This is a genomic window from Ruegeria denitrificans (assembly GCF_001458295.1).
Classification (GTDB): domain Bacteria; phylum Pseudomonadota; class Alphaproteobacteria; order Rhodobacterales; family Rhodobacteraceae; genus Ruegeria; species Ruegeria denitrificans.
Window position 1 is genome coordinate 58,390 of sequence record NZ_CYUD01000002.1, and the last position, 12,907, is coordinate 71,296.

Here is a 12,907-nt window from a genome sequence, read left to right on the forward strand (position 1 = left end):
ATACAGAGAAAAAAATCATGAGCAGTTCCAACGCACCCCAACTGAGCCGTCGTGGCTTTGCCTTTGGCATGGCCGGATTGACGGTGACCGCCGCTTGCGGCAACGGCGTCGGCAATTCCAATGCCGCGACCATCGACGCCCGCGTCGATGCCACACTAACCGAAATGTATGCGAAATACCCCAACACAGTTGAGATCGCAAACAAAGCCAACGGCATGTTGGTCATGCCCCTGATCACCGACGCCGGATTAATATTCTTTGGTGGTGCCTACGGTCAGGGCGCCTTGCGTATTCAGGGCGCGACGGTTGATTACTATTCTGCAATTTCCGGAACCGCCGGCCTGCAAATCGGCGCACAGCAATATGCACATGTCCTGTTCTTCATGACGCAGGACGCACTCAACGATTTCCGCCGTTCCAGCGGATGGACCGCCGGCGCAGATATTGGCTATGTAGTCGACGCAACTGGAAACTCCTTATCCACGGACACAACGACGCTGCGTTCGCCGGTGCTGGCCGTAGTGTTCGGACAAGCCGGTTTGAAATTCGGCGCAACCGTCGAAGGCACAAAATACACGCGGATCATTCCATAATATCCAACTACCGCTTCCCCCTCTATTACGACCCGCCGCAGGCTCCCAGCTGTGGCGGGATTTTTCATTCATAGTGCTGTTAACGTGAATATTCCCGGGCTGTTCCTCTTTCGGTCAGTCCGGCCATCCACTAATCTGGCGGCATTCGGAATTGGTTCAGGATTGTAGGCCATAAATGGGAATCGTATTTCGCTGGCTCGTGCGTATTACAACGGGTCTGATCCTGCTGGCTTTGGCCGCTGTGGCATTGGTATATTTCCTGGCCAGTCAGTCTTTGCCGGATTACGACCAGACCGTTGAGGTTAGCGGAGCAAGCGCCCCGGTCGAGATCATCCGAGATACCGCCAATGTCCCTCATATTCTGGCCGAAAACGACCCGGATGTGTTCTTTGGTCTGGGCTATGCCCACGCGCAGGACCGCCTGTGGCAGATGACAGTTATGCGCCGCACAGCGCAGGGCCGACTGTCGGAAATTTTCGGTGCGCGCACCGTCCATATCGACAAGCTGCTGCGCCGGTTGGACCTGTACGGTCTGGCGCACAGATCGGTCGACGCGCAGGATGATTACACCAAGGCCGCCTTGCGCGCCTATGCCGCCGGGGTAAACGCGCGGCTGGATGAGATCAACGAAGCCGCCCTTGGCCGCGGCGCGCCTGAGATGTTTTTGTTCAACGCACCCGTTTCGCCATGGCAGCCAGGTGACAGCATTGCAGTGATCAAGCTGATGGGTCTGCAACTGTCCGGCCATCTTGAGGACGAAGTGCTGCGCGCCCGTACCTCATTAATGCTGAACGATCCCGCACGGTTGACCGATATCCTGCCCAATGTGCCGGGGGCCGGTATAGCTGCTTTGCCAGAATATGCCGCTTTGTTTCCAGGGCTGCCCCGTTACGCCCGCGGCACGCCTATGCCCGACACGCCGCTGTCGCCATTCCCGAAACGTGGCTTGGCCGGAGCGTCCAACGCCTGGACCGCTGCGCCCTCACGCTCGGCCAGTGGTGGCACGTTGCTGGCTAATGACCCGCATCTGGGGTTCACTGCCCCGGGTGTCTGGTATCTGGCGCGGCTGGAACTGGCCAAAGGTGGCGTGATCGGCGCAACCATCCCCGGAGTTCCCGCCGTTATGACCGGGCGCAGCGATCGTCTGGGCTGGGGGTTGACCTCGTCCTATCTGGACGATCAGGACCTGCATATCGAGCGGCTGAATCCTGAAAACCCAGAAGAATACCTGACACCGGATGGCTTCAAAAAGTTCCGCACCCGTCCCTCGATTATCGAGATCAAGGACGAGGCCCCCATTACCCTGACACTGCGCTGGACGGAAAATGGCCCTGTCCTGCCTGGAAGCCACTACAATCTGGAAACGATCACGCCTCCGGGTCATATAGCCTCATTGTCTTGGACGGCGCTTAGCCCGCGCGACACGTCGATGACGGCGTCGTTGGCGCTGATGAATGCAGACAACGTTCGTGAAGCCATTGATGTGGGTGAGCTGTTCATTTCGCCCTCGCAAAACCTGTCGTTGGTCGACAAGGACACGATCGGTTTGAAACTGATCGGTGCAATGCCCAAACGTGACCTGCGCAACCAAAGCCGTGGTCGCATCCCGACCCCAGGCTGGTTGGCTGAGAACCTTTGGCAAGGCCGTCTGCCTTATGCCGACAATCCTGAATTCGTCGCCCCTGCAGGCGGCATTCTGGGTAACACCAACAACAAGATCATCGACCGTCCTTTCCCTTTGCATGTCTCGTATGAATGGGGCGACACCCAGCGCGTACACCGCTGGGAGCGTCTGATGCAGTCGCGCGAGGTCCACACCCGCGACAGCTTTATCGAGGCGCAGCTGGATACTGTCAGCTTTACCGCCCGCTCGTTGCTGCCGCTGATCGGCGCGGACCTTTGGTTTACTGGTGCATCCGCCCCCGAAGGCACTCCGGAACGACAACGCCAAATCGCCCTGTCCCTGCTGGCCGAATGGAATGGTGAGATGAACGAACACCTGCCCGAGCCGTTAATCTATGCCGCGTGGCTGCGCGCGCTGCAAATCCGTCTGATCTCGGATGAGCTGGGACCGCTGGCTGCCGAATACAAACATGTGGAGCCGTTGTTCATCGAGCGTGTCTATCGCGATATCGACGGCGCGTCGGTCTGGTGTGACGTCCGCCAAAGCGCGCCGTCCGAGACCTGCACCGACATGGCGCGGCTGGCACTGGACGACGCCCTGATTTGGATTGCCGAAAACTATGGAACGGCCCTTCAGTCCTTGCGCTGGGGCGATGCCCATCAGGCCACACATGATCACCCAGTTTTGGGAAATGTTCCGGTGCTGCGGTTCTTCGTCAACATTCGGCAATCCACCAGCGGTGGGGACAACACCCTGTTGCGCGGTCGCACCACGGGCGAAGGCAGGGACCCGTTCCAGAACGTGCACGGCGCGGGCTATCGCGGTGTGTATGACTTTGCCGACCCGGACAGCTCGGTCTTTATCACTGCGACCGGACAGTCGGGGCACTTTCTGTCGCGTTATTATGACGATCAGGCGCAGCTGTGGCGGAGGGGAGAATATATCCCGATGTCACTGGATCTTGACCTGGCGCGCGCCGCCGCCGTTGGCGTAACCAACCTGATCCCGCGCTGAATTCCGCTGTTTCGGCAAGACCTTGCCCCTTGTAATCCACCGCCGTGGACGCCGAGTGCCGTTTTCGCATACGATCTGCGGATGAATAAAGTGGGACTGGGGGCACAAATGGCGAGTATTCGGGATAGGCTAAACAACCTTGCGCGCGACTACGCAATCGCCTGGAGTTCGGGCGACCATGATGCCGTGGCCAGTTTTTTTGCCGCCGATGGACAGATTTCTATGAACCGGGCTGAACCCTTGAAAGGCCGTGCAGCGATCGCCGAGATGGCCCGCGGATTTCAATCCGACTTTCCCGACCTTGAATTGCGTTGCGACATGATGCGATGGGCCGGTCCCCACGCCATCTTTGTTTGGACCTTCGAAGGCCATCACACCAAAACCGGCAACCACGTACTGACGCGGGGATGGGAAGAATGGGACCTGAACGAAGACCACAAGGTCCTCTCTTCACAAGGCTGGTTTGACGTCGAGGATCTGCAGCGACAGATTGATGGGGCATAATAGGAACGGCAGGTCGGGTTATTCCGACGTGATGGAATACTCACGTGGAATGCCTTTTGTGACGTGAAACCAGTCTGACGCTTTTGTCCGTACCTGATGGGCGTCAAAAGCGGTCCGATTTTCGAACACTTCGCTGACATTGAACCGCCCTGCGATTTCAGTGTCCTCTGCAACTTCGAAAGACAGGCACCCCGGCTCGGCCCGCGTCAGTGCGATATGTCGCGGCAATGCGGCCCGCACCTGTTCAAGCCGATCAGCGGGCACTAAAATAAATCCACGTAAATAAATCTTTCCGTTCGCCATCTCGCGCCGTTGCTCCCCGTAGGGCAATCAAAGGGTTGCAAATTGGGCGGCCTGCCGATCCGTCCACAATACGGTAATTTCGAAACCGTCCTCGGTCTGCTGTTCAGACCGCACCACATCCTGACGGAATAACCAGGCGCGTTTGTTGCCCTCGGCAAAATCCAAAGACAGTGTCTCTTGGTGGCGCGCGCCCTGAAGCTTAGTCGCAATCTCGGCGAGCAAAGGCTCGACACCTTCGCCGGTCACCGCCGAAATGGCGAAAACCGACGGGTCACGATCTGCCCGTTTAAAGGCCGCCTCACGCTCGTCGTCGTTCACTAGGTCAATCTTGTTCCAGACCTCCAAACGAGGGCGATCTTCATCCAGACCAAGTGAGGTTAAAATCGTCTCAACGTCCTGCGCCTGCGCTTCCGTATCTTCGTGGCTGATGTCACGCACGTGGACAACTAGATCGGCGCCCAGAACCTCTTCCAGCGTCGCGCGGAATGCGGCGACCAGTTCGGTCGGCAGGTTCGAGATGAAGCCCACTGTGTCCGACAAGATCACTTCGGGGCCGTCAGGCAGCTCGACCCGGCGCATGGTCGGGTCCAGTGTAGCGAACAGCATGTCCTTTGCCATCACCTCGGCTCCGGTCAGGCGGTTGAATAACGTTGATTTACCGGCGTTGGTGTATCCCACCAAAGCCACAATCGGATACGGTACCTTGGCGCGGGCGGCGCGGTGCAACGTACGGGTTTTGACCACCTTTTGCAGCTGTCGCCGCAGACGCACCAACTGTTCATCAATGGCACGGCGGTCGGCCTCAATCTGTGTCTCACCCGGTCCGCCGACGAAACCCAATCCGCCCCGCTGACGTTCAAGGTGGGTCCAAGCCCGTACCAATCGTGTCCGTTGATAGCTGAGCGCAGCCATCTCGACCTGCAACACACCTTCCCGGGTGCGCGCGCGGTCGCTGAAAATCTCAAGGATCAGACCGGTGCGGTCGAGGATTTTGACCTTCCACGCTTTTTCAAGATTGCGCTGCTGCACGGGCGATACCGGCCCGTCGATCAGAACCAGTTCGATCTCATGATCATGAAGCCGCTCGGCCAGTTCCTCGATCTTACCGCTGCCGAACAGCAACCCCGGCTGGGCGCGTGGCAGGCGCACGATTTCGGACCCGATCACATCCAGATCGGGCAAAGCGGCAGCCAGCGCCACCGCCTCTTCCAGCGCTGGTTCGGGGACACGGCGCTGTTCATCTGATTTGATTTCCGGATGCAGAACCCAAGCGCGGGTCTGCGTCCTGTCATGTTCCATCAAGAGGCGTCTTCGCCCTCATACAGGCTGATCGGTTGCGACGGCATGATGGTCGAAATCGCATGCTTATAAACCAGCTGCGACTGTCCGTCGCGGCGCAGCAGCACGCAGAAATTATCGAACCAGGTGATCACACCCTGCAGTTTCACACCGTTGATCAGGAATATTGTGACCGGGACCTTTGCTTTCCGTACATTGTTCAGGAACGCGTCCTGCAGATTCTGTCTGTCCGAAGCCATATTTTTATAATCTCGCCATTGTTCTTGCTACGCGCTGCGGACCAACGCGCTCCCTCTGGCAGAGTATGGAGTGTGATGACCCGAGTTTCCAGATGAAAAATCAGCCAATTCGCCAATGCCGAAGTTTAATCCCGCCAAAGGGTTGGCGTAATCAAAGCAATAATCGCAAGCGTTTCCAGCCGCCCGATCACCATTGCCGCGCACATAGTGAGTTTGGCACCCACTGGCAGATCGACCAGTCGGATCGGAATATCCGTTGCAAGTTCGATCACCGGACCTGTCGTACTGAGCGCCGCAACGGTCAGAACCATGGCCTGTTCAAACCCCGACCCCATCATCGCCAGCAACAGATTGAACAAGGCTGCCGTCAGCGCGAACATCATCAAAAAGATCCACGCAATAAATGCACCGTCACTTTGGATGCGTCGGTTACCTCCGCCCACTCCACTGACTGATGAGGGATAGATCAGCCGATCAATCTCGCGCGCGCCGTTCAGGTACAGGGCGAATACCCGCAACAGCTTGACCCCGCCTGCCGTGGTGGCGACACCGCCACCGATCAGGGCCAGTCCCATCAGGATCAGGCCCGGCGTGCCCAAGCCGGACAATTGCTGTGCATCATTCCAGTTGGCGCTTTCAAACCCGGCTGTTGTCAGGAAAGACAGCGCCGTGAACACCATGCCCCAGAACACATGTACCGCCTCAAGCGGATACATGGTCCCGCCAATTTCATTAACCCCGGCCCAAACGCGAAAGAACAAAAGCGTGGCAACGGTTAGCGCGATCAACAGCCCGATCCGGAACTCTGGGTCCTTATCCAACCGCGAATACCCGGTGGTCGCAGTATCCGTTGAAAAGGTCAGCCGGGACAGGGCAAAGAACAGGAACAGGAACATGATCGCTTCACCCGTGATCCCAGCCTGGGCACCTTCGAGCCCTCCAACCGGAGAGATTCCGGACGTGGCCATGGTGGACATGGCGTGGCAGATGGCGGTCAACCCCTGCTCACCCGCGATCAGCAGCAGCAGCCAGATCACCGCCGTCAGACCCACATAGACCGGTGTCAGCGTGCGTGTCACTCGGATCAATCGCCCGCGTGGGTCAACCTTTTCGCTTTGCGCGACACCCGAGACCGGGCGACCGGGCTGTCCTTGCGCGGTCACTTCGAACCCACCAAGCGATAGCGGTGCCAGGATCGCTGCCGCTGAGATCCACATGAGCAAGCCGCCCATCCAGCCCACCAACGCACGCCACAGATGCAGGGGGGCGGTCAGTCGGTCAGGGTCGGGGAAAATGTCGGCACCAGTGGTTGTCAACGCGCTGACCATATCGAAATAGGCGTTCAGCAGTATCGTATTGCCCAACGCATCATGCAGTGGGATGGCAAGAAACAAAGGCAGCACGGTAAAGCAGCCCAATAACACCGCCAACTGCCCCAGCGTGCCCCGGCGCGGCACCCGGTTCGAAGACGCCAGCGTGACCGAGGCCACAATGAACAGACCCAGCAAACCGGAATAGAAAAACGACCGCGACGTTTCATGGTCATCCAGTGCCAGCGCATAGATCGCCGGTATCCACATCGACAGCGCAAACACAGCCCAGATCAGCAGGAACAGCGGCAAGCGCTGCACCAACCTGATCTTTTGTGTTCGCGCGCGTATCATCAGAAGAAATCGATCGAGACCTGCAGTAACCGTTCGACCTCGGGTACGTCCTTGGCCATGGCAAAGATCGCCACAACGTCTTTTTCCTCGATCCGCAGGCTGCCAGAGGGGCGAAGCACCTCATCGCCTTTACGCACCGCGCCCACCAGAACGCCTTCGGGAAAGTCGATGTCGCGCAGTTTTTGCCCAGCCAATGGCGAGGTCGACAGCACTTCGGCTTCGATCACTTCGGCCTCGGCGTCACCGATAGAATAGACCTGCCGCACCCGCCCGTGACGAATGTGGCGCAAGATCGAGCTGACGGTCGTGGCGCGTGGATTGATATAGGCATCAATCCCCAATGGCCCCATCAGCGCCACCATGCTGGGGTCGTTAATCAACGCAATCGCCAGCGCGCAGCCCTCGGCCTTGGCGCGAACCGCGGCCAGCATGTTGGCCCGATCGTCATCTGTAACCGCCAACATCGCATCCGCGCGTTCGATCCCCGCCTCACGCAGTAACGCCGCGTCCAGCCCGTCACCGTTCAGAACGATCGTCCGTTCCAGTGACTCGGCAGCTAATTCAGCGCAGCGGCGGTCGCGTTCAATAATCTTGGCGCGCACCCGGCTTTCACGTTCTTCCAGTGTGCGCGCGACTTCGAGTCCCACATTGCCCCCGCCAACGACCACCACACGATCCTGTTTCTTCTGAGTCTTGCCGAAGACCTCCATCGTGCGATCAACGTCCTGAACGTTGCTAAAAACATAGCATTCGTCGCCGACGAACAACTGATCCTCGGATTCCGGGGCAAAGAGGTTACCCTTGCGCCGAACCCCCACAACAATAGAGCTGAGTGTCGAAAACAGGTCCGTCAGCTGCCGTAGAGGTGTGTTGATGATAGGACAATCTTCTTCGATGCGGATACCAAGCAGCTGCGCTTTGCCATCCATGAATATCTCAGTATCAAAGGCTGATGGCGCTGACAGACGGCGCATGGCGGCTGCGGCCACCTCACGCTCGGGGCTGATCACCACGTCGATAGGCAGGTGATCGCGGCGGAACAGGTCCGAATGGATGGCCTGAAGATAGGACTTTGACCTTAGACGCGCGATCTTGCGCTGTATCGAAAAGATCGAATGCGCCATCTGACAGGTGACCATGTTCACCTCGTCCGAATGGGTCGCGGCAATGATCATGTCGGCGTCTCGGGCCCCTGCCCGCTCTAACACGTCCGGATAACTGGCAAACCCCGCGATCCCCTGCACATCCAGCGTCTCGGTCGCGCGACGTACCAGATCGGCGTTGTTATCCACCACCGTCACATCGTTCAGTTCGCCCGAAAGGTGCCGTGCAATCTGCCAACCCACCTGACCCGCACCGCAAATGATGACCTTCATGTTTCTGGCCCTTCTGCCTGAAATCTTTGAATGACAGATGCCCCCAAAGCGGTCAATTGAATTGTCATACCGGCGAAGCTAAGGCAAGATAAGCCCATGAAATCAGTGCTTCGATTGCTTTTTCCAATAATGGCCCTATCCGCATGCGAGGGTCCGCTTGCACTATATTACCGTGAGGGTGAGAGCGTATCGCGTCTGCAGACCGAGACCACTCAGTGTCAGGTTCAGGCGGTGAACGAGGTCCCGGTGGCCAATCAGACGCGGCAAAGCCCGCCAACCTACTGGCCCGGACGCACCTATTGCGATGGCCGGGGGCGCTGTTACCGGTCACCCGGATGGTGGCAGCCCGGTCGGGTCTACACGGTCGATGTCAATCAAGGGCTGCGCAATCAGGTCGAGGCTCAGTGCATGGCCAAGAAAGGGTTTCGCCCGATCAGCCTGCCGCCCTGCAAGCAGAATGTGAAATCTCAGGTACCAGCCGTGCCCACGACGACATTACCACCGGTGGGCACCCAATCCTGTTATGTAAAATTCGACAACGGGTCGTTCCAGATCATTACCCCCGGTCAGCCCGGGTAGCGGATCGGCGGATTATTCCGCCGGTTCCGGTTCATCCAGCTGCGCCACCCGCGCGCCGGATTTGTTCGAGGTCACAACCCCCAGCGATTTCAGCTTGCGGTGCAGCGCGCTGCGCTCCATCCCGACAAAGCTGGCGGTGCGACTGATGTTGCCGCCGAAACGGTTGATCTGGGTCAGAAGATATTCCCGCTCGAACGCTTCGCGTGCTTCGCGTAACGGCAAGGTGGCCAGCGCCCCCGACAACACCACACGACCCGAGTCGTCGGTCTTTTCTTCTTCGGCCGGCAGTTCCTTGGCCTCGATCGGGCCCGATTCATCCCCCAGGATCAGAACGCGTTCGATCAGGTTCTTGAGCTGACGCACGTTGCCTGGCCAGGTCATAGTCTGCAACAACGCCACCGCCTCATCCGAGATCTCGCGCATCGCCAGCCCTTGGGATTCATTGCACATTTCAATGAAATGCTGCGCCAGGACCGGAATATCCTCGCGCCGTTCTTCCAGTGACGGCACTGCAATCGGCACCACGTTCAGGCGGTGATACAACTCTTCGCGGAACCGGTCGGCAGCAATTTCCGTTTCGAGATCGCGGTTGGTGGACGAGATCACCCGCAGATCAACCCGCACCTTGTCCGATCCGCCCACACGCTGGAATTGCTGGTCGACCAGCACGCGCAAAATCTTGGACTGCGTGCCCAGCGGCATATCGGCCACCTCGTCGAAATAGACCACTCCGCCATGGGCCTCTTCTAGCAGGCCGGATTCGATGCCGCGTTCAGAGGATTCGCGGCCAAACAGAACCTCTTCGACACGCTCGGGTTCGATCCCGGCGCAGTTCACGGTCACAAAGGGCGCGTTGGCGCGGTTGGAGTGTGCATGGATATATCGCGCGGCGATTTCCTTACCCGATCCGGCAGGGCCACTCAGCATCACGCGACCGTTCGACTTGGTCACCTTGTCCAACTGGCTTTGCATCGCACGGAAAGATGCGGACTTGCCGATCATATCCGAATTGGTGACCTCTTTGCGCTTCAACGAGGCATTCTCGCGGCGCAGGCGCGAGGTCTCCATCGCGCGGCGGATCACCACCATCAACTGGTCAATGTTAAAGGGCTTTTCGATAAAGTCATACGCCCCCTGCTTGATCGCCGCCACGGCGATTTCAATGTTCCCGTGGCCCGAAATAATCACCACCGGCACATCCGGATTGTCGCGTTTCACCGATTTCAAAATGTCGATGCCGTCCATGCGGCTGTCCTTTAGCCAGATGTCCAAAATCAACAACCCCGGCGGTTCGGAATTGATCTGGGCCATGCACTCATCCGAGTTGCCAGCCAGCCGGGTTGAATAACCTTCGTCCTCCAGAATGTCGGACACCAGTTCGCGAATATCGCGTTCGTCATCTACGATCAGAATGTCACTCATCTTTGGCCTGCTTTCAGTTTGTTTGTATGAATTGCCTGCATTTGTGGCGCTGCGGTCGGGGAGAAATTATCCCCCGGCAAACGGATCACGGCCATCGCACCGAAATGGTCCTGTCCGGCAAAGACGGGCGCATCTTCCAATGTGAGCGCTCCGCCATGTTCTTCGATAATTTTCTTGACGATAGGCAGGCCCAAACCTGTGCCTTCGTCGCGTGTCGTCACATACGGCTCAAACAGCCGCGCCCGGTCTTCGGGCAGGCCGATGCCGTTGTCAGCGATAGTAATCACCGTACCCGCGTCATCGCTAATTACGTCCACCTTGATCTGTGGCTTCAGATTCTCCGGCGGGTCTTTTTGCTCAAGGGTTTCAATGGCTTCCCCGGCATTCTTGATCAGATTGGTAAGCGCCTGATTCAACATCGTGGCATCCACATCCGCCAGTATCGGCTGATCCGGCACGGTGGCGTCGATCTGTACATCTGGCTGCCCGGCTTGCTGCAACAGCACTGCCTCGCGCACCAACCCAACAACATCTTCCTCGCGCCGGTCCGGTTCTGGCATCCGCGCGAATTTCGAAAACTCATCGACAATCCGCCGCAGATCATTCGTCTGCCGGACGATCACGTCGGTCATGGATTCAAGGCTGTCGCAATCCTCTTCATTCAGCTTGCGCGAGAATTTTCGCTTGATGCGTTCAGCACTCAGCTGGATCGGGGTTAGCGGGTTCTTGATCTCATGCGCGATCCGCCGCGCCACGTCGCCCCAGGCGGCCATCCGTTGCGCGCTAACCAGATCGGTCACATCGTCAAAGGCAACCACATAGCCTTCAAGCCCGCCATCTTCGCCCCGACGGGTGGCCATGCGAACCAGCAGGTTCTCCAGCCGACCTTTACGGGTCACCTTAACCTCACCCTGCACAGCTTCCTGCCCGCTTTCCTTGAGGCTTTCAAACAGCGGCAGGAACTCTGGCACGGCGATGCCGATGGCCAATTGCTCATCCACACGCGTCCAGTCCAGCAACCGCTCGGCGGACCGGTTCACGAACGTCACGCATCCATCCGGATCAACACCAACCACGCCTGATGTTACCGAACTAAGCACCGAATCAAACAGCCTCCGACGGCGCTCGATCTGTCGCGTGTTTTCCAACAGCGTGTCACGTTGCCCTTTAAGTTGACGCGTCATCTGATTGAAATAACGGCCTAACATTGCGATTTCATCATCGCTGGCCTCTTCGATCACCTGCACTCCAAGGTCGCCGGCGCCAACGCGCTGCGCCGCCGTGGTCAACCTACCCACAGGGCGCGAGAGGCGTTCGGCGAACCACATACCCAACGACATCGCCGCCAGTATGAGGATGACCGCAAAACCCAGATACAGGAGGCCGAACTCGAACAGCACCCTGCCCCGTTCGCTTTCCAACTGTTGATAGAATTGCGCCGTTTCCTTGGTGTCATCCAACAGAGTTAGCAACTGCCCGTCCACCTCACGGCTGACATACAGATACCGGTCCAGATAAGCCTGCAACGGCACCAGCGCGCGAAACTCGTTGTTTTGCCAGTCGGCAATGATCAACACGCCGTCGTCCATGGCCTCGACCATTTGTTCAGGCGTGGGTGCCTCATAATCGAACAGATAAGATCGATCCCCGCGCGATCTGATTTCAGCACTGCCGTCAATAACATAAGCTTCGCGCAAACCACGCTGAATCTGTGCTTGCCCTTGAGCCAGAACTTCGCGCAGTTCCGCATCCGATATGTAAAAGTCCCGGTTGCGGGCATTGTCCAGATAGCGACCTAGAATCGTTGCGTCCTGCGTCAGGCCCTGGCGATGCTCCAACTCGTACGCCTCAGCCGCAGTCAGGGACGAACCCACCACCTGCCGCACACGATCCGAAAACCACCCTTCCAGTCCGATATTCACCGTCAGGCCCGCAAAGATCGCAACGGTTACGGTCGGTACTAGAGCCAGCAAGGTAAATGCGCCGATCAATCGAAGGTGCAATCTGGACCCGGCCGATTTCGCCCGGCGCGCCGCAATCAAGTTAAAGACCTGCCCCAATACAAGGGCGGCCACGACCAAAACATAGACCAGATCTGCCAGAAGGATCAGGCGCAGCGTTGGGGCCGTTGCCCCCAGATCAAAAGGACCAATGACAAGATAGGTGGCCAACGCCAACGCAGGGCCCAGAAGAACCAGCCCCAAAGTACCGAAATTGCGCAGTTTTCGGGATTTCCGCCACCGATTAATCGCTGGAATCGGCCCACTCTGTGCCCGGGTTGCCACCGTCT

At 58.2% G+C, this 12,907-nt stretch carries 11 protein-coding genes; 4 read left to right on the plus strand and 7 right to left on the minus strand.

What is annotated here, in order from left to right:
• Window positions 1-17: 17 nt before the first annotated feature.
• The 3 genes from RUE5091_RS03070 (at window position 18) to RUE5091_RS03080 (ending at window position 3,735) form a co-directional block, all read left to right on the plus strand.
• Window positions 18-593 (plus strand): lipid-binding SYLF domain-containing protein, encoded by a 576-nt coding sequence (locus RUE5091_RS03070; protein ID WP_058280438.1) that lies wholly within the window; start codon window positions 18-20, stop codon window positions 591-593.
• A gap of 175 nt (window positions 594-768) precedes the next feature.
• Entirely contained in the window at window positions 769-3,231 is a 2,463-nt protein-coding gene (locus tag RUE5091_RS03075) for a penicillin acylase family protein (protein ID WP_058280439.1), read from the plus strand.
• 108 nt (window positions 3,232-3,339) lie between these two features.
• Window positions 3,340-3,735, plus strand: coding sequence for an ester cyclase (locus RUE5091_RS03080; RefSeq protein ID WP_058280730.1), 396 nt, complete (start codon window positions 3,340-3,342; stop codon window positions 3,733-3,735).
• Between the two features lie 18 nt (window positions 3,736-3,753).
• Here RUE5091_RS03080 and RUE5091_RS03085 read toward each other — a convergent pair whose 3' ends face one another.
• From RUE5091_RS03085 to trkA, 5 genes are all read right to left on the minus strand, one after another.
• Entirely contained in the window at window positions 3,754-4,038 is a 285-nt protein-coding gene (locus tag RUE5091_RS03085) for a putative quinol monooxygenase (protein ID WP_058280731.1), read from the minus strand.
• 27 nt (window positions 4,039-4,065) lie between these two features.
• Window positions 4,066-5,337 carry a GTPase HflX gene (gene hflX, locus RUE5091_RS03090; protein ID WP_058280440.1) on the minus strand — a complete coding sequence of 424 codons (1,272 nt, stop codon included), beginning with the start codon at window positions 5,335-5,337 and terminating at the stop codon, window positions 4,066-4,068.
• A complete protein-coding gene (gene hfq / locus RUE5091_RS03095; RefSeq protein ID WP_010440340.1) occupies window positions 5,337-5,576 on the minus strand; it encodes an RNA chaperone Hfq in 240 nt (79 codons plus the stop codon). The genes hflX and hfq overlap by 1 nt, the downstream gene beginning before the upstream one ends.
• Before the next feature lie 125 nt (window positions 5,577-5,701).
• Complete coding sequence (locus tag RUE5091_RS03100) at window positions 5,702-7,240, minus strand: TrkH family potassium uptake protein (protein WP_058280441.1); 1,539 nt, start codon at window positions 7,238-7,240, stop codon at window positions 5,702-5,704.
• The gene (gene trkA, locus RUE5091_RS03105) at window positions 7,240-8,616 is read right to left on the minus strand and encodes a Trk system potassium transporter TrkA (RefSeq protein WP_058280442.1); all 1,377 of its coding nucleotides are present in this window, start codon (window positions 8,614-8,616) and stop codon (window positions 7,240-7,242) included. The genes RUE5091_RS03100 and trkA overlap by 1 nt, the downstream gene beginning before the upstream one ends.
• 96 nt (window positions 8,617-8,712) lie before the next feature.
• Between trkA and RUE5091_RS03110 the strand changes: the two genes are divergently transcribed.
• On the plus strand, window positions 8,713-9,195 hold the full coding sequence (locus RUE5091_RS03110) for a hypothetical protein (protein ID WP_058280443.1): 483 nt from the start codon (window positions 8,713-8,715) through the stop codon (window positions 9,193-9,195).
• Between the two features lie 12 nt (window positions 9,196-9,207).
• On the opposite strand, the gene ntrX is transcribed toward RUE5091_RS03110, so the two are convergent.
• Complete coding sequence (gene ntrX, locus RUE5091_RS03115; protein ID WP_058280444.1) at window positions 9,208-10,617, minus strand: nitrogen assimilation response regulator NtrX; 1,410 nt, start codon at window positions 10,615-10,617, stop codon at window positions 9,208-9,210.
• A complete protein-coding gene (locus tag RUE5091_RS03120; RefSeq protein WP_058280445.1) occupies window positions 10,614-12,902 on the minus strand; it encodes a sensor histidine kinase NtrY-like in 2,289 nt (762 codons plus the stop codon). The genes ntrX and RUE5091_RS03120 overlap by 4 nt, the downstream gene beginning before the upstream one ends.
• Window positions 12,903-12,907 lie beyond the last annotated feature (5 nt).